Source organism: Micromonospora sp. KC606 (genome assembly GCF_004348675.1).
Taxonomy (GTDB): domain Bacteria; phylum Actinomycetota; class Actinomycetes; order Mycobacteriales; family Micromonosporaceae; genus Micromonospora.
Genome location: NZ_SMKN01000033.1, coordinates 13,684 through 39,656 on the forward strand (window position 1 = coordinate 13,684; position 25,973 = coordinate 39,656).

At 70.0% G+C, this 25,973-nt stretch carries 25 protein-coding genes; 14 read left to right on the plus strand and 11 right to left on the minus strand.

Annotation, left to right across the window (positions count from 1 at the left end; genetic code table 11):
- Positions 1–114: 114 nt before the first annotated feature.
- Positions 115–1,212 carry an EamA family transporter gene (locus tag E1193_RS10425; RefSeq protein ID WP_279433319.1) on the plus strand — a complete coding sequence of 366 codons (1,098 nt, stop codon included), beginning with the start codon at positions 115–117 and terminating at the stop codon, positions 1,210–1,212.
- A gap of 293 nt (positions 1,213–1,505) precedes the next feature.
- Here E1193_RS10425 and E1193_RS10435 read toward each other — a convergent pair whose 3' ends face one another.
- On the minus strand, positions 1,506–2,924 hold the full coding sequence (locus E1193_RS10435) for an aminotransferase class III-fold pyridoxal phosphate-dependent enzyme (RefSeq protein WP_132182604.1): 1,419 nt from the start codon (positions 2,922–2,924) through the stop codon (positions 1,506–1,508).
- Between the two features lie 215 nt (positions 2,925–3,139).
- On the opposite strand from E1193_RS10435, the gene E1193_RS10440 reads away from it, so the two are divergent.
- Together E1193_RS10440 and E1193_RS10445 are read left to right on the plus strand one after the other, a co-directional pair.
- Entirely contained in the window at positions 3,140–4,423 is a 1,284-nt protein-coding gene (locus E1193_RS10440) for a helix-turn-helix transcriptional regulator (RefSeq protein WP_132182606.1), read from the plus strand.
- 44 nt (positions 4,424–4,467) lie between these two features.
- Positions 4,468–4,665, plus strand: a complete 198-nt coding sequence (locus tag E1193_RS10445; protein WP_132182608.1) for a hypothetical protein — start codon at positions 4,468–4,470, stop codon at positions 4,663–4,665.
- Between the two features lie 76 nt (positions 4,666–4,741).
- On the opposite strand, the gene E1193_RS31800 is transcribed toward E1193_RS10445, so the two are convergent.
- Both E1193_RS31800 and E1193_RS10460 read right to left on the minus strand, forming a co-directional pair.
- The gene (locus E1193_RS31800) at positions 4,742–5,488 is read right to left on the minus strand and encodes an LLM class flavin-dependent oxidoreductase (protein WP_165945699.1); all 747 of its coding nucleotides are present in this window, start codon (positions 5,486–5,488) and stop codon (positions 4,742–4,744) included.
- Positions 5,485–6,420, minus strand: a complete 936-nt coding sequence (locus tag E1193_RS10460) for a glycosyltransferase family 2 protein (protein WP_132182610.1) — start codon at positions 6,418–6,420, stop codon at positions 5,485–5,487. The genes E1193_RS31800 and E1193_RS10460 overlap by 4 nt, the downstream gene beginning before the upstream one ends.
- Positions 6,421–6,577: 157 nt before the next feature.
- Between E1193_RS10460 and E1193_RS10465 the strand changes: the two genes are divergently transcribed.
- The 3 genes from E1193_RS10465 to E1193_RS10475 all read left to right on the plus strand — a co-directional run bounded on the left by E1193_RS10465 (position 6,578) and on the right by E1193_RS10475 (position 10,652).
- Positions 6,578–8,509, plus strand: coding sequence for an ABC transporter ATP-binding protein (locus tag E1193_RS10465; protein ID WP_207922650.1), 1,932 nt, complete (start codon positions 6,578–6,580; stop codon positions 8,507–8,509).
- A gap of 71 nt (positions 8,510–8,580) precedes the next feature.
- A complete protein-coding gene (locus tag E1193_RS10470) occupies positions 8,581–10,386 on the plus strand; it encodes an ABC transporter ATP-binding protein (protein ID WP_165945700.1) in 1,806 nt (601 codons plus the stop codon).
- A gap of 86 nt (positions 10,387–10,472) precedes the next feature.
- On the plus strand, positions 10,473–10,652 hold the full coding sequence (locus E1193_RS10475) for a glycosyltransferase family A protein (protein WP_132182614.1): 180 nt from the start codon (positions 10,473–10,475) through the stop codon (positions 10,650–10,652).
- A 438-nt stretch (positions 10,653–11,090) separates the two neighbouring features.
- Here E1193_RS10475 and E1193_RS10485 read toward each other — a convergent pair whose 3' ends face one another.
- Entirely contained in the window at positions 11,091–11,546 is a 456-nt protein-coding gene (locus E1193_RS10485; protein WP_207922651.1) for a MarR family transcriptional regulator, read from the minus strand.
- A gap of 70 nt (positions 11,547–11,616) precedes the next feature.
- On the opposite strand from E1193_RS10485, the gene E1193_RS10490 reads away from it, so the two are divergent.
- From E1193_RS10490 to E1193_RS10510, 5 genes are all read left to right on the plus strand, one after another.
- Positions 11,617–11,808, plus strand: a complete 192-nt coding sequence (locus E1193_RS10490; protein ID WP_132182618.1) for a hypothetical protein — start codon at positions 11,617–11,619, stop codon at positions 11,806–11,808.
- Positions 11,809–12,165: 357 nt separating this feature from the next.
- Complete coding sequence (gene alr, locus E1193_RS10495) at positions 12,166–13,332, plus strand: alanine racemase (protein WP_132182620.1); 1,167 nt, start codon at positions 12,166–12,168, stop codon at positions 13,330–13,332.
- The gene (locus E1193_RS10500; RefSeq protein WP_132182622.1) at positions 13,325–14,434 is read left to right on the plus strand and encodes a D-alanine--D-alanine ligase family protein; all 1,110 of its coding nucleotides are present in this window, start codon (positions 13,325–13,327) and stop codon (positions 14,432–14,434) included. Before alr ends, E1193_RS10500 begins: the two co-directional genes overlap by 8 nt.
- A 145-nt stretch (positions 14,435–14,579) precedes the next feature.
- Positions 14,580–15,005, plus strand: a complete 426-nt coding sequence (locus tag E1193_RS10505) for an OsmC family protein (protein ID WP_132182624.1) — start codon at positions 14,580–14,582, stop codon at positions 15,003–15,005.
- Positions 15,006–15,292: 287 nt separating this feature from the next.
- A complete protein-coding gene (locus tag E1193_RS10510) occupies positions 15,293–16,483 on the plus strand; it encodes a UDP-N-acetylglucosamine--N-acetylmuramyl-(pentapeptide) pyrophosphoryl-undecaprenol N-acetylglucosamine transferase (protein WP_132182626.1) in 1,191 nt (396 codons plus the stop codon).
- A 348-nt stretch (positions 16,484–16,831) separates the two neighbouring features.
- On the opposite strand, the gene E1193_RS10515 is transcribed toward E1193_RS10510, so the two are convergent.
- Positions 16,832–17,152: a helix-turn-helix domain-containing protein gene (locus E1193_RS10515; protein WP_132182628.1), complete on the minus strand. Its 321-nt coding sequence runs from the start codon at positions 17,150–17,152 to the stop codon at positions 16,832–16,834.
- Positions 17,153–17,871: 719 nt separating this feature from the next.
- Complete coding sequence (locus E1193_RS10520; protein ID WP_132182630.1) at positions 17,872–18,759, minus strand: NAD(P)-binding domain-containing protein; 888 nt, start codon at positions 18,757–18,759, stop codon at positions 17,872–17,874.
- 84 nt (positions 18,760–18,843) lie between these two features.
- Here E1193_RS10520 and E1193_RS10525 point away from each other — a divergent pair, with 84 nt between their 5' ends.
- Positions 18,844–19,155, plus strand: coding sequence for a helix-turn-helix domain-containing protein (locus tag E1193_RS10525; RefSeq protein ID WP_243707478.1), 312 nt, complete (start codon positions 18,844–18,846; stop codon positions 19,153–19,155).
- Positions 19,156–19,312: 157 nt separating this feature from the next.
- On the opposite strand, the gene E1193_RS10530 is transcribed toward E1193_RS10525, so the two are convergent.
- Positions 19,313–19,495, minus strand: coding sequence for a LuxR C-terminal-related transcriptional regulator (locus E1193_RS10530; RefSeq protein WP_243707479.1), 183 nt, complete (start codon positions 19,493–19,495; stop codon positions 19,313–19,315).
- Complete coding sequence (locus E1193_RS10535) at positions 19,492–19,782, minus strand: hypothetical protein (RefSeq protein WP_132182634.1); 291 nt, start codon at positions 19,780–19,782, stop codon at positions 19,492–19,494. Before E1193_RS10535 ends, E1193_RS10530 begins: the two co-directional genes overlap by 4 nt.
- A gap of 444 nt (positions 19,783–20,226) precedes the next feature.
- Here E1193_RS10535 and E1193_RS10540 point away from each other — a divergent pair, with 444 nt between their 5' ends.
- Entirely contained in the window at positions 20,227–20,481 is a 255-nt protein-coding gene (locus E1193_RS10540) for a lipopolysaccharide assembly protein LapA domain-containing protein (protein ID WP_165945701.1), read from the plus strand.
- Positions 20,482–21,077: 596 nt separating this feature from the next.
- Here the strand turns inward: E1193_RS10540 and E1193_RS10545 are convergent.
- The gene (locus E1193_RS10545; RefSeq protein WP_132182638.1) at positions 21,078–21,980 is read right to left on the minus strand and encodes a LysR family transcriptional regulator; all 903 of its coding nucleotides are present in this window, start codon (positions 21,978–21,980) and stop codon (positions 21,078–21,080) included.
- A 118-nt stretch (positions 21,981–22,098) separates the two neighbouring features.
- On the opposite strand from E1193_RS10545, the gene E1193_RS10550 reads away from it, so the two are divergent.
- A complete protein-coding gene (locus E1193_RS10550) occupies positions 22,099–22,569 on the plus strand; it encodes a VOC family protein (protein WP_132182640.1) in 471 nt (156 codons plus the stop codon).
- A gap of 104 nt (positions 22,570–22,673) precedes the next feature.
- Here the strand turns inward: E1193_RS10550 and E1193_RS10555 are convergent, their stop codons facing one another.
- Both E1193_RS10555 and E1193_RS10560 read right to left on the minus strand, forming a co-directional pair.
- A complete protein-coding gene (locus E1193_RS10555) occupies positions 22,674–24,227 on the minus strand; it encodes an aminotransferase class I/II-fold pyridoxal phosphate-dependent enzyme (RefSeq protein ID WP_132182642.1) in 1,554 nt (517 codons plus the stop codon).
- Between the two features lie 23 nt (positions 24,228–24,250).
- Positions 24,251–25,573: an NAD(P)/FAD-dependent oxidoreductase gene (locus tag E1193_RS10560; RefSeq protein WP_132182644.1), complete on the minus strand. Its 1,323-nt coding sequence runs from the start codon at positions 25,571–25,573 to the stop codon at positions 24,251–24,253.
- Between the last annotated feature and the right edge of the window lie 400 nt (positions 25,574–25,973).

A 25,973-nucleotide genomic window follows, 5' to 3' on the forward strand; every position in this document is an offset into this window, starting at 1 on the left:
AAGCTACTTTGTGTATTGCTCTTCTTTACCCACAGTGAGGCGACGGTGTCGAACTCTACTGCAGCATCAAGATCCTTTCAATGGACGGGGCACAAGAGACAGCAGGCATACGCAATGGATCATTCAACCGCACCCTCGTACGTTGGTCCGGACCGGCCGACCACTCCGCCGCGCGACGTCAGCAGGCACGGCGCCGCTCTCGTACTGATCGCCGCGGTGTTGTGGGGCACCACCGGCGCCACGCAGGTACTCGCGCCCCCCGAGGCCTCCGCGCTAACCATCGCCACCGCGCGGCTCTGCGCGGGTGGCCTGATCCTTCTGGCATGGGCGCTGGTCCACAGCGGACCCGGACGTATGGCGGCCTGCTGGACCCGCTCCACTTGGGCGTTCACGGTGGTCGGGATCGGCTCGGTCACCGCCTATCAGGCGCTGTTCTTCTCCGCCGTCCGCAGCACGGGCGTCGCCACAGGCACCTTGGTCGCGATCGGATGCGCGCCGCTGATCACGGGTCTGCTCGGCCTGGCAATCAAGGAGCGGCTCAGCCGCACCTGGGCGATGGCGACGGCTATTACCATCGCCGGACTGGCGCTGCTCATCATTCCCGGCGGCGCGGTGCAGGTCCGCCTCTCCGGGATGGTGTACGCGCTGGCCGCTGCGGCTGCGTACTCGACGTACACGGTCGCCGGCCGGATGCTGCTGTCCCGAAACGTCAACGGGCAGGTAGTGGTCGGCACGTTCTTCGGTTTCGCCTGCCTACCGATCGTCGTGGTCACCGCTGGCGGCGACTTCAGTTGGCTGGCCGCCTGGAACGGGATCGGTGTCGCCCTGTGGCTAGGGCTCGGCGCGACGGCAGTGCCGTACCTGCTGTGGATCCGTGGCCTGAAGACCACAACGGTGTCGTCCGCTACCGCCATCGGGCTCGCTGAACCATTGATGGCCAGCGCGCTCGGAATCTTCGTCCTCGGCGAGGAGGCCACCCTCTGGACCCTTGCGGGCATGGCGGCCATCGTCGCCGGACTGGCGCTAGTCGGTCGCGACGGCGCGGCCACCAGAAATCGGCGACGCGTCAGTAAATGGCGTCGCCGACAATGGCATCGTCAGGAACTACGATCGGGATCGCCTGCGCCTGGTCGGCAGGGCCTGCCGGATGGGGCGCGCCCAGAACCAGCGCCTGCGACACGTACGGACCCATCTCCCGCTCACCGAGATTGATGCACGCCACCACATTCCTGCCGACCAGCTCCTCCTCGCTCATCAACGCGTACTGACCAATGGAGATGCGCTTACCCAATGGGCCCAAATCCAGCTCGATTACACGGCTGGGGAAACGCGTGCCCACGGCCATGGGCGCCGAAACGACCCGCGCTACCCGCATATCGACATTCTGGAACTTACCAAAGGTGATCTGTGGCTTTGCCGTCGCAGCGTCTCCCGCCATCGTCAATCCTTCCAATCGATGGAGCCGAACCGGCGGTCGGCGGATACCGCCGATATGGTACTCCCGGTCACAGATCTTGAATAGCCAGTTTGTCCACTATGGGTTGGCGTGTCGGTGCCGGAGGTCGCGTCCGGGTTGCGGGTGTCGCAGACCGCGGTATACGCGGGCACCCGACAGGCCGGGCCCCTCCTTGACGCGGGCCGACGTTGCTGGACTGCTGCCGCGCGGGGTGCGGCCGCGATGGCCGAGGCCGCACCCCACCACTCAGTAGACGTAGACGCTGTTGGAGTTGAAGGCTGATCGAGCCATAGGTGCCGCCGGGCATGATCTGGTACGAGGTTCCGGTGCAGTTGGTGGTGGTGTACAGGCGGGCCGGCTGGCTGGCGGTGTTGCGGGCGGACTTCGCCCGGCCGTTGCCCCATCCGTGCGCGGCGAGGTCTACGCACGTGCCGACGGCGCCAGCTCCCGGAGCCAGCCGACGACCTGCGGGGTACGCGACCCGTACGGCGGACGGAAGCAGGTCGGCAGCACAGGCGACGGCGTGACCCGAGGTGGTGTGGCCATACCGCAGACCACCGATCACCGGATCGGCGCTGAAGCTGTCGTACACCCGATCGGTCACGGTCACGGCCGGGATCGCGGCGTACCCGCCGGCCAGCCCCTTACTGGTGACCACGATGTCGGGGATCACGTCCTCGCGGTTGACGGCGAACATCCGGCCGCACCGGCCGTACGCGGTGAAGACCTCGTCCACGACGAGCAGCGCGCCGGCCTCGTCGCACAGCCGGCGCAGGCCGGGAAGGAACCCGTCGGGCAGGACGACACCACCGCCGACGTTGAGGAACGGCTCGACCACCACCGCAGCCGGCGGGTCGGCCGGATCCGCGTCGATCGCCCGCGAGAACGCCTCCAGCAGCAGCGGAAGCGACTCCGGCCGGCGCAGCTGGCGCGGCGGCACCGGCAGCTCCACCAACGTCACCGGCAGGGGCGCGGGCAGGGGGTGTCGATTGCGCGGCAGGCTCGACAGGCTGCGGCTGAGCAGCGTCGCACCCTGGTAGCCACGTGCGGAGGAGACGATGCGCGATCGCGGGTGACCCGCGTGCCCGGCGACCTGGACCGCCATCAGCACCGCCGCGTCGAAGCCTTCGGAACCGCTGTTGACGAGGAGCGTCCGGTTCAGCGGACCGGGCAGGTAGGCGGCGAGCCGCTCGGCCAGGACGCCGGCGAGCTCGTGCGTGCTCAGCGACAGGTCGACGTGTTGCAGCCGGCTCGCCTGCTCGGCCAGGCTGCGGACCACCGCCGGATGGGCGTAGCCGCAGGTGGAGTTGAGCGCCGAGCCCTCGATGAGCCCACCGGCGACCAGGTGTGCCAGACGTAACGGCTGTCGCGTTGCCTGGCCGGACCACCGTCGAGATCGCCGTCGCGCTGCGGTACGTTGCTGCGGGCCATGGGGTGCCCCTCGTCCTCGAGCGCCGGGTGCCGACACGTTGGCAACTGTTGCCTGCCAGTGTTACCAGACTTGCCAGGCATTCGTGGTGCTCAACGAGTACATCACTCGATCACGCAGCGAAGCCGCGGGGGCAACGCGGCGGCCGAACGTGCCAAAGTTTGTTCAATGGCTGACTTGCCTGGCATAGTAGGCACACGACGCATTGACAGCGGCGCGACCTTGGGTGACAACGACGGGATCAGCGAGGAGCAATGCTCGAGCAGCCGACCTTCGGCCAACGCCTCCGGGCGCTGCGGATCAAACGTGGGTTGTCCCAGGCCGCCCTCGCCGGTGACGTGATCTCGACGGGCTACCTGTCCCGGCTCGAGTCCGGCGCCCGCCGCCCGACGGTCCGCGTCGCCGAATACCTGGCAGAACGCCTGAACGCGCCGATGACAGAGTTCGAGGCGCCGCCCGGCGAGACCGGGCGGGCGGCCGTACAGACCTCCGTGGTGGCGCCGATCCTCGCTGCGGTCATCTCCGGCGCCGACGACGATCTCGCCGACACGCTGGCCGACGCGTTACGCACCGGCGAGGAGTGGGATCCAGCCCTGCGCTGGGAGGGCCTGTGGTTGCTGGCCGGCGCACGGGGCAGGCAGGGGCGCCACGACGACGAGCACGCGCTGTTCAGCAAGCTCGTGGAGCTGAGCGACGAGTTGGGCATCCCGACGCTTCAGGCGCGGGCCCGCACCCAACTGTCCCGCTGCGCGCGCATCCGTGGTGACAACGTGGCGGCACGCGAACACGCCGCCGAGGCGCATCGGGTGGCGGCCGGGATCTCGCTGGGCGACCGGATCGCGGCGCTGCAGGCGCTGGTGTCCGTAGAGGCCGAACTCGGTCTGTTCACCGAGGCACGCACGCACGTCGACGAGCTGTGCGCGCTGACCGAGCCGGCCGGCGACAAGCACCACGCGGAGGCGCTCTGGGCGGCCGCGACCGTGCGGGTCAGGCAGAACGACCACGCCGGCGCACGGGCACTGCTCGAACGAGCGCTGAACACGCTCGACAGCCGCCGCGACCTCGTCATGTGGCTCCGGCTCCGGCTCGCCGCCGCCTCGCTGTACCTACAGGGCAGCCCGGCCGTCACCGGCCGCGCCCGCGCCGTGCTGGAAGAGGTGGCACCCGTGGTGGGCCTGGTCGGTACCGAGCTGCACCAGCAACAGCTGCTGACGCTCCGCGCCCATCTCGCGTTCGAGGAGGGCCGGCTGGACGAGGCGCGCGCGAGCTGCGCGCAGATCGGCGACGAGCCCGCCCTGTTGTCGTTCCGCGAACGCATCCGGTTCGCCGCCCTGTGCGGGCGGCTACGGATCGCCGACGGCGATCGCGAGGGTGGCATCGAGGCGCTGCAGGACCTGGCCCGGCAGAGCGAGTCCGCGCACAACGTCGAGCTGGCCGCCGAGATCTGGCGGGTGCTCGCCGAGACGCTCGCCGCCGGGTACGCCGCCCCGGCCGGCACCGCCCGGAAGCAGGGGAGGACCCGCTCGCGGGCACGCTGACCGCTCCGCCGCCGGTGGGCGCTCCGACCGTTCCGTGATTCGAGTTGCCCAAGCGGGCAACCCGTGGCAATCTCGAGCACTTCTGTCTCGGCGCCACGCTCGCCCGTACCCAGACACGCCTGCTCCTCGCCGAGTTGCTGGATCGCACGGTCCGCATCGACCTGTGCGGGCCGGTTCACCGGGTCCGGTCCATCATGGTCGCCGGCCCCGAGAAGCTGCCGCTGCGGATGGTTCCCCGGTAGGCCGCCGCGTGACGCGGCCGGCACCGCTGCGGGCGGGGCCGCGCTCACGCGGGGCGGTTCGGCGCGCAGACGGGTGTTACGCGGCCGGGAACAGGGCTTCCAGAGAGGAGCTGCCGAACTCTCCCCTCGGGTCCATGGTCTCGGCGAGCTTGCCGAAGTCAGCGGCACGCGGGTAGGAGGCGATGATCTCGCCCGGGACATCAGTGTGAGTTTGCCCCAGTGCGGCCTGGGCTGGAACGGGCGCAGCTGCTCCTCGACGGCACTCAGCACCGGCACCACCGCGGCAGGGTCCTCCACCCAGGTGAAGTGGACGGTCATTGAGTCGCGCCCGAACGCGGGGCTGAGCCACAGGTCGTCGCCGCGCACCATGCGCAGTTCGCTGATCTGCAGGACGGGCGCGGATGCGCGGCAACGCCCCGGCGAAATGGTCGAGCCGCTCCACCGGTGTGGCCACCGGGTGGCCGTACTCGGCGAAGTCCCGGTCGAACCAGCCAGAGCCGAGCCCGAGCACGACCCGGCCGCCGCTGATGTGGTCGACGGTGCGCGCCATGTCGGCCAGCAGGTCGGGGTTGCGGTACCCGGTGCATGAGACCAGCGGGCCGAGCTCCACCCGTGTGGTGGCCTCGGCCCAGGCCGCCAGCATGGTCCAGCACTCGAAGTGCCGGCCGTCGGGGTCACCGGTCAACGGGAAGAAGTGGTCCCACGTGCAGACCATGTCGACGCCGAGGTTCTCGGCCTCGACGACGGCCGCCCGGATCGCGGGATAGTCGGCGTGCTGCGGCTGCACCTGGACGCCGATGCGTACCGGCCGGTTCGCCGTCACGCCGTGGTTCCCGAGGTCGTGGACGCACCCGCCCGTGCGGCCCGGTACTCGGCGCAGCTGGGCAGTCCGCGTTCTCGGATGATGTCGTTTATGGCGAAGAAGTCGGTGGCCGGCCCGTCGGCGAGCAGTCGGGTGATCGGGGTGTCGTACTTGTCGGCGATGTAGCGCCAGTTGCGCGTGGCCATGGCCTTGTCCAGCCCCAGCTTGGGGTGCGGATAGTGGATCGCGCCCGCATCCCGGTCGATCAGGAAGACGGCGCCGTCCTGGTGCAGGCGGTAGGCCAGGTCGATGTCCTCCGAGCCCCAGGTGCGGAACTTCTCGTCGAAGCCGCCGACCGCGCGCACCTGGCCGGTGCGGGCCGACACGTTGCACGTCCAGTACATGAGCCACGGCGCGGGAAGGTCGCGCAGCCGATCCTCGATGCGGGTGTAGAACCCCTCCCGGACGTCCAGCCACCGCCCTTCCCGGCGCAGCCGCGCGATCGTGCCGTCCACGTCGTCGAAGTCCAGCGTCTCGGTCATGTCGCCGGCGTCCTCGTTGCGGAAGTTGAAGCAGTAGACGTACCCGATCACCGCAGCCGGTTGCTCGACGGCGTGGCGACGGAGATGGGCACGCAGGCACCCGGAGTGCGCCAGAACGCCGGAGTCGAGGAACACGACGATGTCGCTCCGGGCGTGCGCGATGCCCACATTGCGGGCGGCAGCGACGCGGAAGCCCTCGTCGGGCTGGAAGAAGTACCGAACGTTCAGCCGGTCGTGGAACTGGGCCACCACCGCCGCGGTGTCGTCGCTGGAGCCGTCGTCGACCACGAGCACCTCGAACGCGTCGGTGCCGATGTCCTGCCGGGTCAGCGCGTCCAGCGTGCGCCGCAGCAGCGCCATCCGGTTGTAGGTGGGGATGACCACGCTGCACGTCGGGGTGATACCCGCCATCTGTCGCTGCCTTCCGATGTTGGCCGACGAGAGTCATCGGCGTGGATATGAAACCCGCACGGGCAACACATTAGGCACTTTTGTCAAAGGTTGCCACACCGGCGGCAGCATGGTCTGCTGAGCATCTGGTTCTCGGACGAGCGACGGGAGTCGAGGCATGCTGGTGATGCGGCGCGGCCGGATCCGGTCCTGGCTGCGGCTGGCGGCGCTGCTGCGGCACGCGGGGTGGGACGTCCTCGTGCCGACCGTGCTGCTGGCGACCCTGTCCGGGCTGCTGCCCGCGGCGTTCATCGTGGCGATGGCCCGGGTGCTGACCCGCCTCACCGGGGCCGAGGGTTCGGCCGGTCTCGGCGACGCCGTCGCGGCGGCCGGGCCCGACCTGATCTTCGCATTCGTGACCCTAGCGGGGCAGCAACTCGTCCCGCCCTTCCAGGAGGCGCTGGCCAAGTGGGCCGGGCGGCGAATCGACGGTCACGTCCTGGGCGCCCACCTGTCGACCGCGTTGCGCGCACCGCTCGATCGGGTCGAGCAGGAGCGTGCGGTGTCGGCCATGGCCGAGGTCAGCGACGCCTACCTACGCGCCGCGCCGACGCCGGGGGTGGGCGCGGGTGTGCTGCCGATGCTGGCCGGCCGGTATCTCCAGCTGGCCAGCGCGCTGGTCCTGGTCGGCGTGACCGTCTCCTGGTGGGTCGCCGGTCTGCTGCTGATCGGGGCCCTGGTGATCCGGTTCGGCCAGCGCGGCGCGCTCGCCACGTTCACCGACGACTGGTCCCGGTTCGGCGACGCCCGGCAGCGGATGAACTACGTGCAGGCGCTGGGCATCGAGCCGGGCGCGGCCAAGGAGATTCGCGTGCTCGGCCTGCTTCCGTGGCTGCAGCGGCGGTTCACCGCGGAGTCCCAGGGCTACCTGCGGCCGTTGTGGCGGCGCCGCCGCGAGGTGTACCTCCCGCCGTTCCTCGGGTACACGGCGATCGGGTTCGTCGTGGCGGTCGCGTCGTTCGTACTGATGAGCCGTTCGTACGACCTGGCAGACGGCGTCGCGGTGCTGGTGGTGGCCGTGCAGGCCATGCTGCTCCCACTGCGCTTCGGCAGCTACTTCCCGGAGTGCGACGTCCAGACGCAGTACGGGCTGCAGTCCCAGAACACCATGGCGGAGTACCGGGAGCTGGTGACCAGCCCCACCGACGCCACCGAGCCCGCTGACCACGCTCGGACGTTCGGCCGCCCCGCCGCACCGGCGACAACGGCACCCCGTCGGGCATCCGACGAGCGGTCGCCGCACGAGATCCGCTTCGCCGACGTGCACTTCCGCTATCCGGGCGCCGAACGGGAGGTGCTACGCGGTCTGGACCTGACGCTTGCCGCCGGGCGCTCGACGGCGCTGGTCGGCGTCAACGGGGCCGGCAAGACCACCCTGGTCAAGCTGCTGGCCGCCGGCTACCCGCCGACGTCCGGTTCGGTGCTGGTCGACGGCGAGGAACTAACCACCCTCGATCCGGCCCGATGGCGGCGCGACCTGGCCGTCATCTTCCAGAAGTTCGTCCGGTTCGACCTCAGCCTGCGGGAGAACCTGCACCTCGGCGCGGCGCACCTGCCCGCCGACGAGGAGGTCATGCGGGCGGCGCTCGCCCGCGCCAACGCCCTGGACATCTTCGAGCGCCTGCCGGCGGGCCTGGACACCGTGCTCTCTCCGGAGTACACGGGCGGCACCGGCCTGTCCGGCGGCCAGTGGCAGCGGGTGGCGCTCGCCCGGGCCTTCTACGCCGTGCATCAGGGCGCGACCGTGCTGGTCCTGGACGAACCGACGGCCCAGCTCGACGTGCGCTCCGAAGTGGACTTCTACGACCGGTTCCTGGAGCTGACCGACGGGCTGACCACGCTGGTGATCTCGCACCGGTTCTCCACGGTACGCCGTGCCGACGCGATCGCGGTGCTGGAGGACGGCCGGATCACCGAGTTCGGCGATCACGACCAGTTGCTGTCCGGCTCCGGGACGTACGCCTCGATGTTCCGTACCCAGGCCGGCCGGTTCGCCGCCGTGGCAGCCGACCACCCGGCCGGAGGCCCTGCGGCGACCGTCGCGCCCTAGCCAGCATGTCCGCAGTGGACGAACCGCGGCCGGTGACCGGGGCCGCCCCGACGCATCCCAGGAGGCCGAACGTGAGGACCCTGACCGCCGCCCGGGAACTGCTGACGATGGCGTGGCGGATCGACCGGGGCAAACTGGTCCGGTCGGCGCTGCTGCTCCTCGCCGGCTTCCTCGCCACGCCGCTCATCGCGCTCGGGCTGCGTGAGTTGACCGACGCGCTTCTCGCCGGCCGGACCGGGTGGGCGGCGTGGGTCGGCGTGATCCTCGCCGGGCTGCTCCTCGTGGAGCTGATGGGTGGCCACTTCGCCCACCTGCTCTACTTCGAGTTGGGCGAGCAGTCCCACACCCACCTGCAACAGCGCCTCTTCACGGCGGCGAACGCCGGGGTTCCGCTGTCGCAGCGGGAGCAACCGGACTACGCCGACGACCTTCAGGTGGCGCAGTCGCGCACGTTCGAGATCAACCGGGCGCTGGAGTCCATCCTCCAGTTCGGTGGGCTCGTCGTGCAGCTCGCCGTCAGCACCGTGCTGATCGCCCGGCTGCACCCCGTGCTGGTCCTGGTGCCGTGCCTGGCGGTCTTCCTGGTGATGGCGAGCGCCTGGGCCCATCGGGAGGTGGAGCGGGCACAGGAACACGCGGCCGAGCAGAACCGCCGCGCCCGGCATTTCCTCGAGCTGTCGACGGCGCCGGAAAGCATGCTGGAGCTGCGCCTGTGGGGGCTGGAGGCCGAGGTGACGGCGCGCCACGCCGCGGCCTGGGAGGAGGCCACCCGCCGGCTGGGACGGGGACAGCTGCGGGCCGCCCTCGGCAAGGTGGTGGGACAGTTGGCGTTCGCCGCCGGGTACGCCGGCGCGCTGCTGTTCGTCTTCCAGCAACTGGCCGAGGGGCGGGCCACCGTCGGTGACTTCGTCATGGTGCTCGCCCTGGCCGTGCAGACCACCATGCAGATCATCACCGCGGTGAGCCTGCTCGGGGTGCTGCAGCAGGCCGGGCGGACGATCGCCCGGGTCGAGAAGCTGAGCGAGGTCCGGCCGGCGGAGCCGGCGCCCGGTGTCGAACCGGACCGCGAGCCGGTGGCCGACGCCGGCCCTCCGACCGACCGCGGCATCGTCCTGCGCGACGTCTCGTTCGCCTATGCCGGCGCCGATCGCCTGGTGCTGGATCGGATCAACCTGACGTTCCCCGCCGGCGCCGTGGTCGCCGTGGTCGGCGAGAACGGCGCCGGCAAGAGCACTCTGGTGAAGCTGCTGTGCGGTTTGTACCAGCCGACCGGCGGGCGGATCTGGTTCGACGGGCGGGACGTGACGGCGACGGCCGGACCGGACCGTCCCACCACGGCCGCGCTGTTCCAGGACTTCGCCCGGGTGGAGCTGGCCCTGCGCGACAGCGTGGGGATCGGCGCAGTCGAGGGCGAGGTCATCGCCGACGACCGGGCCGTCACGGACGCGCTGCACGGCGCCGACATCGCCGATCTGCCAGAGCGGCTGCCGGACGGGCTCGGTTCCGTCCTGGGCTCGCGGTACGCGCACGGCGCCGAACTGTCCGGCGGCCAGTGGCAGCGCGTCGGCCTGGCACGTGCCCTCGTCCGGGAGCGACCCGCGCTGCTGACGCTCGACGAGCCTGCGGCCGCGCTGGACCCGATGGCCGAGCACGCGCTGTTCGAGCGGTTCGCGGCGGCGGCTCGGGCCCAGGACGCCCACGGCGCGGTGACCGTGTACGTTTCGCACCGTTTCTCCACCGTGCGCATGGCCGACCTCATCGTGGTCCTGGCGGATGGCCGGGTCGCCGCCTGCGGGACGCACGAGGAGCTGATGCGTGCCGGCGGCACGTACGCGGAGCTCTACAGCATGCAGGCCCGGGCGTACGCCTCGTCCTGAGGCGCCGAGCCAGACCCTTGGCACATCATTTGCCATCTCTAGGCAACGTGTGGCGAGGTTGCCTAGAGATGGCCGAGGAGGATGTGATGACCCGCCGACCGGACTGCACCGTCGTCGTGCCCACCTACAACCGGATGGCGTTGCTGGCCCGCACGCTGGACTCGCTCAGCCGTCAGGATCTCGGGACCGATCGGTTCGAGGTGCTGGTGGTCGACGACGGTTCCACCGACGCCACCCGCGACACTTCAACTCGGGCGTACTCCTGATCGACATGCGGCGCTGGCGCGCCGATGGGATCGGCGAGCGAGCGATCGAGATGCACCAGCGGTTCGGCGCCGACACCACACATGCCGATCAGGACATCCTCAACCACGTCTTCGCGGGACGCTGGACACCACTACCCGAGAAGTGGAACAAGATGATCGAGCACCCGGTCCTGGGCAAGTTCGGCGCCGGACGGCTGGACGAGTTGACCCGGCAGGAGGGCATGGTGCACTACGTCGGCGCGGTGAAGCCCTGGCAGGACGGCTTCCCGGACAATCCCCCTCCGGCACATGTACGAGCGGTACGCCGCCGGCCTGGAAAGGGTCCAGGCGGCTTGACGCCGTCCGGGCCCTCTTCGCGGAACGCGCATCGACTTCGCCGGCATCTCTGGCGCACACCCAGGTCAAACCCCAAAAACCCTAGCCCCGGAGAGCGTGCGCTCAGGGCTCGCGGACCGCGTCGGCCACCCGGCCGAGCAGCGCCGTCAACCGCGTGGTTTCCTCCGGACCCAGCGCCTTGATGATCCGTTGCTCGATCCCGACGATCACTGCGTCGGCCGCACGTAATGCCTCGTGGCCGGCATCGGCGAGGTGGAGTTCCTGTACGTGGCGGTGACGCGGGTGGGAGCGGCGCTCCAGCAGGCCCTGTTCTTCCAACCGAGCAACCAGGGCGGCCACCGCCTGTGGAGTGACGTGCAGGCGGCGGGCCAACTCCGCTCCGGTCAGGCCGGGTTCGGCGTGGATGGACACCAGCAGCGAGTAGTGCGCTGCGGCCATGCCCAGAGGGCGCAGCCGCTGCTCCTTGCGCGCCTGGACCGCCACCTCAGCGCGCCGCAGCGCCCAGGTCACTCGGCCCAGCGCATCGACAGCGACCGGTTCCTTCGCGTTCCGCCTCACATGACGAGGATACGGAATGTGAGGATATCAAGCGCTTGACGTGAAACAAGGGGTGAATGATCATTGCCTCATGTCTCGCACCATTGCTCTCATCACGGGAGCCTCGTCCGGTATGGACGCGCTTGACTCCTCGCGCCCGACGGTCTGGGTACCCGGGCTGCAGGCCCGGTCCGCGGCGCTGGACGTGTTGCTGGCCGCGGCCCTGCTGACCGGCGGCAACCATCCCGTCCCCGCCGCCTGTCACCAGCCAGCAACCCGTTGAGGATGCGTCGCCCAAGACCCCTTTCGCGCTATTCACGGGTGTCGTCCCGGGGATCAGGTGGCGGCAGCACCACGGGCAGTGTGGGCGGCTGCGGTGGTGGCCCCCGTGACGTAGGTCACGTCGAGGCGAGAACCCTGTGGCGGACGACGGCGTCTGGCTGGGCGTGACAGGGACAGGGACAGGGATGCCGACGAGCGGCCACTGCGACGACAGGCCGCCCGGCCACCCACGCGTAGCCGGACCATGATCGGCGCGATCGTAACCGTGCCTCGGTACGACATTTCAGCCTGTCGTGCCGATGGCCACAGCCGGAACTGCTTCGACCGTCCGACATGGAGGCACGATCGCATGTCAGGCATGGCCGGGCCGCTGAGCGCGACAGCTACCGCCGAGGCGGTGGTGGACCTTGATGCCATCGCCCGGAACACCGCTCTACTCGCCGGCCGTACGACCGCCCGACTCATGGCGGTGGTGAAGGCGGACGGGTTCGGTCACGGCCTCGTACCGGTCGCGCGTACCGCGCTCGCCCACGGCGCGAGCTGGCTCGGGGTCACCTCCTGCGCCGAAGCGCTCCAGCTGCGCGCGGCCGGCGTAACCGCACCCATCCTCAGTTGGCTGCACGGGCACGATGAGGACTTCCGCGCGGTGGTGGCCGCAGGCGTCGAACTGTCGGTGGCGTCGCCCGAACATCTTCAGGCCATCGCCGCGACCGGCACCTGCCGTACCGGGCCGGTCGCCGTTCACCTCAAGGTCGACACCGGGTTGTCCCGTAACGGCGCCGCGATCCACGATTGGCCCGAGCTGGTCCGCTGGGCGGGCAAACTGGCCGCCGACGGCCAGGTCGAGGTCCGCGGCGTATGGTCGCACCTGGCCACCGCCGATACGCCGGACCGGGCGAGCGTCGCCCGGCAGGTGCGGACGTTCGAGGAGGCTATCGGGTACGCCCGCGCGGCAGGGCTGGACCCGGCGCTGTGCCACCTGGCAAACTCGGCGGCCATCCTCGACCTTCCCGGCACGCACTACGACCTGGTGCGTGCCGGTGTCGCGCTCTACGGCATCGAGCCTGTGCCGGGGCGCGCGAGCGGACTGCGCCCCGCCATGACCCTGCGCGCCCGTGCCGTCCTCACCAAGCGGGTACCGCCCGGCACCGGGGTGTCGTACGGGTACGAGTACGTGACGCCGCGGGCCGGCACGCTGCTCCTCGTACCGCTGGGGTTCGCCGACGGGGTGCCGCGCGGCGCGGGCGGCCGGGCCGAGGTGTGGTTCGCCGACGGTCGCCACCCGATCGCGGGGCGGATCGCCATGGACCAGTTCGTCGTCGACGTCGGCGACCTGCCCGCCCGGCCCGGCGACGAGGTGGTCGTGTTCGGCCCCGGGGACCGAGGCGAGCCGACGGTCACCGATTGGGCGCGCTGGGCGGGCACCAACCCGCACGAGATCTTGACCGGCATCGGTGGCCGGGTGCCGCGGCGGTACCTGCCCGCGGGGCGGTCCTGGACTGACAGGAGCGAAAGCTGTGCGTGAACCGAAGCTGAGGGTGGCCGTCATCTACGGCGGTCGTAGCGGCGAGCATGACGTGTCGTGCCTGTCCGCCGCGAGCGTACTGGCCCACCTCGACCGCGCACGCTACGACGTCGTGCCGGTATGGATCTCACCCGAGGGCGTGTGGGTGATCGGCCGCGACGAGCCGTCCGGTGACCCGCGGTCGCTGGTGACGCGCACCAACGACGAAACGGGGGCCCTGGTACGGCGGCCGACAACCTGGTGCGGCATCTTCGAGGCCATCGACGTCCTGCGTGAGGTCGATGTGGCCTTCCCGGCGCTGCACGGCCCGTACGGCGAGGATGGCACCGTGCAGTCCGTGCTGGCGTTGGCGGGCATCCCGTACGTGGGCAACGGGGTGCTCGCCAGCGCCGCGGGGATGGACAAGGAGATCACCAAGAAGCTGCTCGCGGCGGAAGGGCTCGCCGTCGCCGACGCGGTGGTGCTGCGCCCCGACCAGGCCGAGCGCACGGGTGCGGACCTGCTGTCCGCGGCCGAGATGGCGAGTCTCGGGCTGCCGGTGTTCGTCAAACCAGCCCGTGCCGGATCGAGTATCGGCGTGACCAGGGTGGACTCGTGGGACGACCTGTTGGCGGCGGTCGAGGCGGCGCGGGCTGCCGACGCGAAGGTCCTGGTCGAGGCGGCGGTGCCGGGTCGCGAGGTGGACCTGGCCGTCCTGGAGCACCCGGACGGGCGGGTGGAGGCGGGGCCGCCGCTGGAGATCCGCATCGCCGGCGACCGGACGTTCTTCGACTACGCGGCGAAGTACGGCGACGCCGGTACGGTGTTCGACATCCCGGCCCGGCTCGACGCGGCGACGACGGCGCAGCTGCAGGAGTACGCGGTACGGGCGTTCACCGCGCTGGACTGCTCCGGGCTGCTGCGGGTCGACTTCTTCCTGCCGCCCAACGGCGAGCCGGTCGTCAACGAGGTAAACACGTTCCCCGGGTTCACCGCGATGTCGCAGTTCCCGCGCATCTGGCGGGCGGCCGGACTGGACTATCCGGATCTGATCGACATCCTGATCCAGACGGCACTGGCACGCTCGCTGGAGACAGCCGGCCGGAGAGCGATGGCGAGCTGAGACAGGTCGAGGATCAGGAAGACGCTCGGCCGCATGCGTGAACCGCCTGCCTGACCCGGTTGAACGTCACCACCACAGCTGCCGATGCGCTGCTGACATAAAGTGCCCTCCGAGAGATTCTCGGACCGAAAAGTGGAGGTACACCATGGCTACGACCCGAACCGCGCAGACGGCGTGGGAAGGCGACCTGGTCAACGGCGAGGGACAGGTCACGTTCACCTCGTCCGGCATCGGCGACCAGCCGGTCTCCTGGCCGGCCCGCGCCGAGGCGCCGAACGGCGTGACCAGCCCCGAGGAACTGATCGCCGCGGCTCACTCCGCGTGTTTCTCGATGGCGCTCTCGCACGCCCTCACCCAGGCCGGCACCCCGCCCCGGCGGCTGGAGTCGCAGGCCGACGTGACGTTCCAGCCGGGCACCGGCATCACCGGCGTCCACCTCACCGTCAACGGCGACGTGCCCGGGCTCGACCTGGACGGGTTCGTCAAGGCGGCGGAGGAGGCCAAGGCAGGCTGCCCGGTCAGCCAGGCGCTGGCCGGCACGACCATCACGCTCACCGCCGGGCTGCTCTGACGGCGACCCGCACCAACACGCTGCTCGACCGGCAACACCGGCCCCGTACCGTCGTCGACGGTGCGGGGCATGTCTGCGGGCAGGAGACGGCCGCCGGGTGGTCCGGCGCTGTCTGCGAAGACGGGTGAAGATCGTAGGCGCGGGTCGGACCAGGCCGTCCTCGCGCAACTCCAGTCGCGTGCCGCCCAGCACATCGCATACCCGACCAAGATCGGGTGAACACGACACCGGGCGGTCGCTAAACTGCCCCGACCCGTTCGGTACCGCGATCCTCGGAGTGGCTCGGTATGTCCCTCTACAGCACCCAGCGCCTGAACAAGCTCCGCATGATCGTCACCGGCGGCGGCACCGGCGGGCACACCTACCCCGCGCTGACCACGATCAACACATTGCAGGCCCGGCTCGCCGAAACCGGCACCGCACCCGAGGTGCTCTGGGTCGGCGTCGCCGACGGCCTCGAAGCCACGATCGCCGCACGCCACGGCATCCCCTTCCGGGCGATCACCACCGGCAAGTTACGCCGCTCACCCAACCCCCGTGAACTGGTCCGCAACGCCGTCGACGCCTTCCGTATCCCCCTGGGCATCGTGCAGGCCGCCCTCACCGTCGCCCGGACCCGGCCGGCGGTCGTTCTCAGCACCGGCGGATTCGTCTCCGTCCCGATCGGACTCGCCGCGGCCCTGTTCCGCGTGCCGTACCTGATGCACGAGCAGACACTCAGTCTCGGCCTGGCCAACCGCATCCTCGCCCGCGTCGCCACCCGGATCCTGCTCAGCCACGAGGCATCCCTCGATCACCTGCCGCCGCAGGCCCGCCGCCGGGCGGTCGTCACCGGGAACCCGGTACGGCCGGCGGTGCTCAACGGCAACCCCGCGAAGGGCCTGGCCGCGTACAGCCTCGACCCCGCCGTCCCGCTCGTGCTGGTCACCGGCGGCGCCTCCGGCGCCCAGCAGATCAACCGGATGCTGGCCGGCACGCTGCCCGACCTGCTACAGCACTGCCAGGTCGTCCACCAGTGCGGCAGCCTCGGCCACACCGAGATGCAGCAGGTCGCCCACACGCTTCCCGCGCAGGTCGCGCACCGCTACCACGTCGTCGAATTCATCCACGACGAACTGCCCGACCTGCTCGCTGCGGCAGCCATCGTCGTGGCGCGCAGCGGAGCCGGCACCGTCGCCGAACTCACCGCCCTCGGCAAAGCATGCATCCTCGTCCCGTATCCGGTCTCCGCCGGCGACGAGCAACGCATCACCGCCCGCCACCTCGCAGAAGAGGGCGCTGCCGTCATGCTCGACGGCGACCAGGCCACCCCCGACCACCTCCGCGCCGCCATCACGAACCTGCTGGCCGACCCCCGCCGCCGCACCGCGATGTCCCAGGCCGCCACCGCACACGGCCGACCAGATGCCGCCGTCCGGGTCGTTGCCGAGATCCTTACGGTCTCCGCGGGCCAGGGTCGCCGAACGCGGGCGCGGTAGCGAGCGCCCTCAGCCACCCGCAGCGGTGATCCACGTCGCGTGTGGCGCGAGGGCTACCGGCTGCGGCGACCTGGTCGCCCGCCGACACGCCAGGATCTTCCGACCCCCGCGGCCGGACGGCCGCGCTCCCGTCGAAGAATGGTTCCGCAGGGTCGGGCGCTGTCTCGCTCACCCTGCGCCAGGTCGGTTTCGGCTCCACCGGCAGCGGCGAGTTCGTGGTCCGGCACGACCAGGAGGCCATCGCGTGAGCATGTGCGGGCTGCCAGGGCCAGGGCGGGAAGGTAGGGCCGCCCGGGGCGGGCCAGTCGGCTCACCGCCCGTCGACGACCTCACCCGAAAGTGGTCCGGTCAATCGCTTCGCCGCGGTCCAGGCTGCTGGTTCCGGTTTTGTAGCAGGGCTTCCTCGAGTTGGTCTTCGAGGATGACGATCCGGCAGGCGGCCTCCAGGGCGAGGCCCTGGTCGACCATCTCGCGGGCCCGGGCTGCCAGGCGCAGTTGGTAGCGGGAGTAGCGGCGGTGCCCGCCGGCAGAGCGGTGCGGATCGATCAGTTTCGCCTCGTCCAGGCGGCGCAGAAAGTCCTGTGTGGTGCCGAGCATCTCTGCGGCCTGACCGATGGTGTAGGCCGGGTAGTTCTCGTCGCCGAACATGTCGTCCTGGTTTCGCCCCATGTCACCTCCACGTCGAGGGCCCCGGCGCTTACGCGCCGGGGCCCAGGGTTACGGGTCAGAACACCATCTACCGACAGGAACGTCGGCTTGTCGTATCCGCACCAGCCACAAGTGACGGCTTCGGGTGCGAGGATCGCATAAGCGTGACCGGAGACCACCTCTCGTTCGATGGAAACTGCGGTGTCCGCCGAGCCGGGAATGACGGCTGACGGCGGGCGATCCAACGGTGTACGGCCCTCCCTTTCCTCTGCTATTTCCTTCCCTTGCTGTAGTACGGTCCGCCAGCGTCGGAGCCCACGCGACTTCATGGCTCCGCACACGTACGGCGAACATCAGCTGGAGCCCCGAAGAAGCCTTGGCCCCACCTGCGGTCCCGGCGCGAATCCCGCCGGGACTGACTGCTCCGACTACCTCTGGGAGGAACGGTGCACATCGTTTCCGCTCCTCGCCGCCCGTCGTGACCTCACGGCCGGGCGGTCCGTCTGCGTCTTGACGGATCTTTACTCTCGACTCGAAGAAGAGTATCCCAAGCCGCCGAAGATATCTAGTCGTTCCAGCCTAGATTCGCCCACCGGCCGTCATGCCCACCTGCTCGGCGCGCCATGGCTGGTCTCCCGCCCGTCGCCGTCGCGGAGTACCAGGCGAGGCGAGCGCTGAGGGGCATAGCCGCAGCGGGCCGGGCACCGGTCACACCCGACGAGGCGCGGCGGTAGATCTGCTCATCGAGGGCTCATGATCTCGGTGATCCGGAGGAATCCGTCGGTGCCGTGACCCCGTCCGATGGCGCGGCGTGCCAGCCCTTCGGCAGCCCGCATCACGCCCGCGTCGATGCCGTGGGCCTCGGAGGTGTGGACGATGTGGGCCATGGACGACGCCGCCGAGGTGATCGGGTTGTCGTCGCCGGAGAACCTGCCGCTGTCCACCTCCTCCGCAGCCTGCTCGAAGATCGGCGGGAGGATCGCGCCGATGCCTTTGGCGAACGGTGCCAGCTCCCGCGCGGTGACGCCTTCGGCTTTCGCCACCGCCAACGCGTGTGCGTAGCCGGCCATCGCGGTCCAGAAGATGTCGAGCAGGGCGATGTCGTATGCCGCCGCCCGGCCGATGTCCTCACCGAGGTGGGTGTGGGTGCCACCCAGGGCGTTCAGCATCGGCTGGTGCCGGCGGTAGAGGTCCTCCGGGCCGCTGTGCAGAAACACGGCACCCGGCGTTCCGATGGTCGTGGTCGGCGTCATGATCGCGCCGTCCAGGTAGTCGATGCCGTGCTCGGCGGCCCAGGCCGCGGTGTCCCGGGCCCGATCGGGGGTGTCGGCGGTCAGGTTCGTGATGGTCCGTCCGTTGAGCGCGTCGGTGACCGCGCCGCGCCGCACGATGGCGTCGACCGCGTCGTAGTTCACCACGCAGACCACGGTCAGCCTGCTTGCGGCGACCGCTTCTTCGGGCGACCGAGTGCTGACCGCGCCGCGCTCGACCAGCTCCTGTTCCTTGCCCGGCGTCCGGTTCCAGACGGCGGTTCGCAGGCCGGCATCCAGGAAGGCACCGGCCAGGGCGCGGCCCATCGGCCCGAGGCCGAGCACGGTGACGGCAGAATGTTCGGTGTACGAGGTCATGCCTCAACTCCTCCACAATAAACGAATTAGATGAATGGGGGTAAAATGACGCGTAGTCGTGCCCAGGACCCGAACGTCTGTGGAGTGACCGCCGCGATCGCCGTGATCGACGGCAAGTGGAAGACGGCCTTGCTCTGGCTCCTGGAATCCGGTCCGCAGCGTCCCGGCGAGTTGCGCCGGCGGCTGCCAGGTCTCACCGAGAAGGTGATGACTCAGACGCTGCGGGAGATGGAGACCGATGGACTGGTCCACCGGGAAGTGCACGATGTACGGCCGTTGAAGACCGTGTACTCCCTGACCTCGTTCGGCCGCGAACTCTCCGAGGCGCTGGCGCCGCTTTCCGACTGGGGCCATCGCCGCCTGGAGAAGCTGACCGAGGTCCAACCGGTTTCCTGAGACACCCCCACCGCTCCATCTCATCTGGATCTGAGAGCCTTTCGGCCCGCACGACCAAGCTTCGGGCCAACCGGCGCGACCGACAAGTACCCACAAAAAGGTGGCTACCGCAGACAGCGCGGGTTGCCGGTGGGGCCGCGGAGTCGAAAGATTCCGGCTAGATCCAGCCGCGGCCACGGGCGATGCGGGCCGCCTCGTGGCGGTTGGCGGCGCCCACCTTGCCGACCGCCGACGAGAGGTAGTTGCGGACGGTGCCCGGCGTCAGGGCAACCCGGTTCGCGATCTCCTCCACCGGTGCGCTCGACCGCGGCCATTCGCAGGGGCCTGCGGTCATGCTCATGCTGACACCTCCATCGGGGCTTCATCTGCGGCGATCGACAGGAACGCCTCCTCCAGCGATGCCGACCTGGCGTCCAGCCCGTGCAGGTCGACGCCGCGCTCGGCGGCCCACGACAGCAGCACGGTCAACGTCGGCTGCAGCGCGTGCGTGTGGATGGTGACCGCCCCGGCCGTCCTGGTGGTGCCGACCTCAAGCCGGCTGGCGGCCGGTAGGGCCGGCAGCCGTCCGGGAGGCACCCCGTCGGGCAGGACGAACCGGACCCGGGCGATAGCAAGTGCGCTCCTCATGCCGCTGAGTCTTCGGGCCCGGCAGCCGCCGCCGTAGTGCCGACGCTCACCGGTTCCCATGCACAATCACCGCCCCACCGATGACAAATGTCATGACGCCCGACTGACAACCATCCTCCGGTCCGGCCCCAGTGGGCGGCGCAGCGGACCTGCATTTCTGGCGCGAGCGCCCGGCTGGTCTGGGCCGCCTTCGGGTACGCCGGCCGCGATGACCCCCACCCGGTCGACGTGTGGCGGGCGCGACGAGACCAACGAGCGCGCCGGGCCGAACAGGCGTACGATGAAGCCATCCGGGAATCGACGACATCCCACACCTGAGGTGCCAGCCACACCGGCTCTACCCCAGGGGATGCCATGTCCTTACACCGCACTCGAAACGCACCGGCAGACCCGGCCACTACAACGCCGCCGCGGTCCCCAACCGGCCCGCCCACAACCTTGCCGATGAGCCGAGTGCCCCGTACCCGGACGGGCGCCGCCTGGACCGGCATCTGCGCCACGGCGCTCGTCTCCGCGGTGCTGATCGTCTTCATGCTGCAGAACACCCGCAGAGTCGAGGTCACCTTCCTTTGGATGCACGGCACCCTGCCGCTGGCCCTGGCACTGCTGATCGCCGGCGTCGGCGCAGCCATCCTGGCCATGGTGGTGGGCACCGCCCGCATCACCCAACTGCGCCGCCTCTCCCGTCAACGCCACTGAGCTGCCTCGCCTTCGTCGGCCTGGTCGCGAGCGCTGCCGCCGGTCTGGTCGGTGGCGCCGCACAGGCCCGGCCGTCAGCCGGGTTGCCTTGCCCGCGCCGCCTGTCTGACCGCTCCCCCAGCCCGACTCCGGCGAGCGCCCCGCCGCCGGCACGAAGATCCACGATCGGAAGGAAACCAGCATGGCTACCACCATCGTCGACCGCATCCGCACATTCCTGCACAACCCACGAGGACAACAGGTCAGCCGCCAAGCACGTGGCCAGCTCAACAAGCCTGACACCCAGCGGCGGCTGAGAGAGCTCGCGCAACGCCTCCGTCGACGCGGATGACCTTCGGCGAGCCCGTCCGATAGCCAGAGTTCATCCAGCGGCGACCGGTGACGGGCCGGGTGTCGACGGTGAGTCCGTCATGTCCACGGCATAGGTTCTTCACGAGCGCCTGCCCGCCGGACCTCTTTGGGAACTCACCGTTGACTCCCCGCCCGCGAGGCGGATGCCTGCGGTGTTCGCCCTCCGCCAGCTGGGCCTCAGCCTGGGTGAGTCGCCGCACTACTGCACGAGGGGGCGCGCGGACTCGGTCGCCATCAGCGCAGAGTCACGAGGTGGACGTGGTGGCGCTTCTGAGCGCGTCGCTGGCGGCTCGGACGAACTCGCGGACCCGGGCGGTCGTGTTGCTCTCCCGCCACACCAGGCCGCGCTGGATCGGCGGTGCGTCGCGGATCGGCACGTACGCCAGGTCGGGGCGCGGGTAGTAGCGGCGCGCGTGCTCGCCGACCGGCAGCACACCCCGGCCCATGGCCACCAGCGTCAGCATCTCGGAGAACGTCTCGCCCGCCGGCCCCTTCGGCACCGGCCGACCGGACGGGGTGTGCTCCGGGGTGCGGTCGCGCTTGAAGCCGGCCGAGGTCACCGCCGGGTACTGCACAACCGGGTGGTCGCCGAGCGCCTCCAGCGAGACCGACGCTTGTCGGGTCAGGACGTGGCCGGCGGGCACCGCGAGCACCCGGGGCTCCTCCAGCAGTGGCGGGCCGCAGGCCATGCCGTCGAAGGGGTACGCGGCCAGGAGGAGGTCGACCGACCCGTCCTCAAGGCTGGGGCGCGAGTTGTAGAGCTGGACCTCGCGAACCTCAACCTGGCACTCAGGGTGCCGCCGCGTGAACAGGGTGACGGCCTTGAGCAGCACGGGCGCGGTCCACTCGCCGAGGAAGGCCACACGCAGCCGCCCGGTCACGCCGCGCCCGGCCTCGGTGGCCCGGCGGACCGCCGCATCGATGCCGGCAACCAGCGGCGCCAGGTCGTCGGCGAGCTGCCAGCCGATCGGGGTGAGCTGAACGACCCGGCTGGTACGCGCGAACAGCGGGGCGCCGACGCGGCGTTCGAGTTGCCGGATCACCTGGCTGACCCGCCCGGTGGTCACCCGCAGGCGTTCGGCCGTCCGGCCGAAGTGCAGTTCCTTGGCGAGCGTCAGGAAGGTCTGCAGCTCATGGCGTTCCAACACGTCACGTCCCCGTCGTTGAATTCGCCTCAACGATAGTGGTGCGATCACGTCTTGGTCGCACCGCCCGAATGACGGAGGGTGAGGGGGACGAGAGCCGACCCGGAAAGGGGCACACACCATGACTGTCGCCGATCACCTCGCCGCCCTCGACGATCCGCTGCGGGAGACCGCTGACGGACCTCGCGCCGGAGACGCGGTGAGCGCCGTGCGGATCACCGGCTTCGACCACCTTGTGCTCACCGTCGCCGACGTGCAGCGGTCGCTCGACTTCTACTGCGGCCGGCTCGGCCTGTTGCCGGTCCGCGTCGACGAATGGCGATCCGGGCTGGTCCCGTTCCCCTCGGTGCGGGTGAGCCCGGAGTCGATCATCGATCTGGTCCACGGCGACCGTGGCGGGACTAACGTCGACCACTTCTGCCTGGTCGTCGAGCCGCTGGACTGGGCAGAGGTCGTCGCCTCCGGCGTCTTCACCGTGCTGGAGGGACCGGTGGGCCGGTTCGGCGCCCGGGGAAACGCCACGTCGGTGTACGTGCGGGACCCGGACGGCAACTCCGTCGAACTGCGTTGGTACCCGCAGGACCTGCCGTGAATCTGACGATGGCAACACGCCGGGCCACCAGGCGGGCTGCTGTGGTCCACCGGCGGCGTAGGCGACGGCTTCGGCAACCCGGCGATGCTGCTTCTTCCGGCCGCCTACTTCGCGGCGCTGCCGAAGGCGCTGGACAGGTACGCCCGGGAGTCCGCGATCGCGCCCTCGATGATCCGGGCCGCCTCGCGAGCCTCCTCCGGCCGGTGGTCGGCCTGCACCTGTAGCCGGAACCGCGACGAGCCGGTCGGCGTCACCGGGAACTCCACCATGAACGCGAGCACCCCCCGGTCGAACAGCAACCGGTTCGCGGTACGGGCCAGCTTCTCGTTGCCGATCAGCAGCGGCACGATCGGGGATGGCTCACCCATACAGGTCAGGCCGCGGGTGGTGAGTTCGTCGCGCAGGGCATCGATGGCGGCGAAGAGCCGGCCGCGCAGTTCGTCGCCCTCCGGCGACCGAATGATCCGCGCCGCCTCCAGCACCACCGCGGTCTGCACCGGGGATAGCGCGTTGGAGAAGAAGTGCGAGCCGCTGAACATCTTGATGTACTGCTTGAGCGCCGGTGAGTTGGACGCGACGAATCCGCCGTTGGAGCAGAACGTCTTCGAGAACGCGCCCATCACGACGTCGACGCTGCCGAGCAGGCCCTGTATCCCCAGTACGCCGGTGCCGCCCGGGCCCATCGAGCCCAGGTCGTGCGCGACGTCGACGAGCAGGGTGGCCTCGTACTCCCGACAGACCCGTTGCAGGGTGACCAGGTCGGGCCAGTCGGCGTCGACCGAGAAGAGGCCGTCGGTGACCACGAGGACGCCGTTGCGGGTGTCCCGGCTACGGATGTCGATCAGGTGCTGGCGTACCGATTCGACGTTGAGGTGTTCGTAGCGGACCACGTTGCGGGTGGCCGCCCGGGCGCCCTGCTGCAGGCAGGAGTGGGCCAGCCGGTCGATGAGAATGTGGTCCTCCTGGCGGACCAGGCCGACCACCACGCCGAATCCCGCGGCCCAACCGGTCGGGAAGAGCGTCACGTGCTCGAGCCCCACCAGCTCGCCGAGGGCCTTCTCCAACTCGTCGGAGATGCGGGTGTTGCCGAGCACCATCGGTGAGCCGGCGCTGTGCGGTCCGTAGTCGTGCATCGCCCGCTCGGCCGCCGCCCGGATGGCCGGGTGGGTGTTGAACGACAGGTAGTCCTGGGAATTGAAGTTGATGCCCCGGGTACGCCGACCGAGGTCGTTGGTGATCTCGGCGATGCTGCCCGGCGCCGCCTCCAGCACCCGGGAGTACTGCCACGTCTCGGTCCGCCGACGGGCGAGCACCCAGCCGTGGAAGTCCTCGGTGCGAGTCAGCAGGTTGCGGCCGGCCGGGCGATAGAAGTCGTACGCGTTCTTGTCCAGCGCGTACTCCTCGTCGGGGTCGACGGGTTTGCGTATGTGCGCCGGCTCCCACATCTCCTCGAGATCGGCGACCACCCGGGCGAGTTCGTCGTCGGCGCCGTCGAGGCTCCCGAAGTCGTCCCACGGCACGTGGGTGGCCCAGTTGCGGGTCATCTCGGACACCTCGGCCGCGGTGCGGGCCATGGTCGTCACGTCGCCGCGTCGGGCCGCTTCGAGGATGATCTCGATCAACTCGCCGTCTTCACGCTGGTCCAGACCAGTGGTCACGGTGTTGCCTCCCGGGCGAGATGTCAGGCGAAGAGGTTCTGCTGGTACATGCGGGACGTCGCGGCGAAGTCCTCGAAGATCGGATAGCCGGCGGATGTTTCCTTCGCCGCGTCGTTGAGCAGGAACAGGTTCGATGCCTGGAAGAACTCCGAAACCGGGGCGACGTCGGCGTGCGTGGCGATGAACCGGTCGATCTCCTGCTGGTTGCCGCGTAGCGCGACGAACAGCTGCAGCTCGTCGTGCCGGTACGGACGCATCTCGGCGAGCGTGCAGACGTAGTCGTAGTAGGCCGCGGCGTCCTGGCCCCGACGCCGACCCTCGTACGACGCCATCGCCTCGTCGATTGTCGCGCCGCCGGACAGCCAGCGGTCCAGCGCGGCGGAGGCGAGCTCGGCGTCTCGGAAGGCGTGTGTCATCCCGATCGCGGTGCACTGGTCCTTGAACGATTCGGCATCGCCGACGAGCACCCAACCGGGTCCGTGCAGCGGCCGGAGGAACGCCGCCTGGTCGAGGGTGCCGTAGATGCGCTCCTCCCGGGTGCCCTGGGCGCGCACGAGCTCGCCGAGCTCCGGGCTGACGAAGTCCAACGCCCGCTGGTAGTTGCCGGGCACATCGGCGCGGAACTCCCGCGACCACTCGCTCGGCCCCCACACCAGGACCATGTTCTGCTCGAAGTTGGTCGGCACGACGGCGCAGGCCAGCCGCCCGCGCCGGTGCAGTTGCGCGGTCTCGGGACGGAAGCCGGAGTAGTAGCTCCAGTAGGCGAAGGTGCACCGTGGCCGCTCGTCGAACTTGGGCAGCTTGAGGGTACGCGCCACGAACGAGTTCCGGCCGTCGGCACCGACCACGATCCGGGCCCGCTCCTCGACCAGCTGCCCGTCAGAGGTACGGCCCCGGATGCCCACGACCCGCTCGTCCTCGACGATCAGGTCACGAACGGTGAAGTTGGTGCGTACCTCGGCACCGGCCTTGGCCGCCGCCTGGACCAGGATCTGGTCCAGCACGCTGCGCCGGATCGAGGCGTAGGTGCGCACCACGCCCGAGTCGTCGCCGTGCAGGTCGCGGAAGTAGGCCCGCAGCAGCTCGGCCGGGACCGAACCGGTCAGCCGGATGCCGTCGTTGACCACGTCGATCTCGGTCTGCGCCGGGGTGACCGCCAGCACCTGCTCCAGCAGTCCCCACCGGTTCAGGTAGGACATTCCGTGCGGCCACAGGAAGTGCGTCGAAATGACGTCGCTGGGAAACGATGAGCGGTCCACCACCAGCACGCGGTGTCCGCGCCGGGCGAGCAGCATGGCCGTGGACGCCCCCGAACAGCGGGCCCCGATCACGATCGCGTCGTACATACCTGTCGATCCTCCGTCGGTTGGCGCACCACCGGCTGTCCATATTAGAGGTTTCCACGCGGCGTACATACCCACCGCAGAAAAGGCGTGCAGGGAGCAAGTCCCATATTTACCCCCAGGGGCACCGAAGCCGGGTGCGTGAATTCGACAACTCCGTCTCACATTCAATGGGGCCGATGGTGGCCGCGGCGTGACCGAAGTTCCGGCTCACTCCCCCGCTCCCCGGCTGGAGGACGACGACCGGCGCATTGGATTTCGTCGTATTGATCGCTCCTGGCGCCATCTGACGGTTCCGGCCGCGGGCGGTATCAGCGGCGTGCCTCGGCGCTCCTGAGCAACGACATCGCACCGATCCGGTCTCCGACAGGCCCGGGTTGGTGTAACCCCCGGTCGATGGGAG

Bases quoted from the DNA above. Each gene is read 5' to 3' on its own strand.
- E1193_RS10425 (WP_279433319.1), top strand. From the start codon at position 115: ATGGATCATTCAACCGCACCCTCGTACGTTGGTCCGGACCGGCCGACC.
- E1193_RS10440 (WP_132182606.1), top strand. From the start codon at position 3,140: ATGCTCGAGCAGCCGACCTTCGGCCAACGCCTCCGGGCGCTGCGGATC.
- E1193_RS10460 (WP_132182610.1), bottom strand. From the start codon at position 6,420: ATGGCGGGTATCACCCCGACGTGCAGCGTGGTCATCCCCACCTACAAC.
- E1193_RS10465 (WP_207922650.1), top strand. From the start codon at position 6,578: ATGCTGGTGATGCGGCGCGGCCGGATCCGGTCCTGGCTGCGGCTGGCG.
- E1193_RS10475 (WP_132182614.1), top strand. From the start codon at position 10,473: ATGACCCGCCGACCGGACTGCACCGTCGTCGTGCCCACCTACAACCGG.
- E1193_RS10490 (WP_132182618.1), top strand. From the start codon at position 11,617: ATGTCTCGCACCATTGCTCTCATCACGGGAGCCTCGTCCGGTATGGAC.
- alr (WP_132182620.1), top strand. From the start codon at position 12,166: ATGGCCGGGCCGCTGAGCGCGACAGCTACCGCCGAGGCGGTGGTGGAC.
- E1193_RS10505 (WP_132182624.1), top strand. From the start codon at position 14,580: ATGGCTACGACCCGAACCGCGCAGACGGCGTGGGAAGGCGACCTGGTC.
- E1193_RS10510 (WP_132182626.1), top strand. From the start codon at position 15,293: ATGTCCCTCTACAGCACCCAGCGCCTGAACAAGCTCCGCATGATCGTC.
- E1193_RS10515 (WP_132182628.1), bottom strand. From the start codon at position 17,152: ATGGGGCGAAACCAGGACGACATGTTCGGCGACGAGAACTACCCGGCC.
- E1193_RS10520 (WP_132182630.1), bottom strand. From the start codon at position 18,759: ATGACCTCGTACACCGAACATTCTGCCGTCACCGTGCTCGGCCTCGGG.
- E1193_RS10530 (WP_243707479.1), bottom strand. From the start codon at position 19,495: ATGAGCATGACCGCAGGCCCCTGCGAATGGCCGCGGTCGAGCGCACCG.
- E1193_RS10535 (WP_132182634.1), bottom strand. From the start codon at position 19,782: ATGAGGAGCGCACTTGCTATCGCCCGGGTCCGGTTCGTCCTGCCCGAC.
- E1193_RS10540 (WP_165945701.1), top strand. From the start codon at position 20,227: ATGAGCCGAGTGCCCCGTACCCGGACGGGCGCCGCCTGGACCGGCATC.
- E1193_RS10550 (WP_132182640.1), top strand. From the start codon at position 22,099: ATGACTGTCGCCGATCACCTCGCCGCCCTCGACGATCCGCTGCGGGAG.
- E1193_RS10560 (WP_132182644.1), bottom strand. From the start codon at position 25,573: ATGTACGACGCGATCGTGATCGGGGCCCGCTGTTCGGGGGCGTCCACG.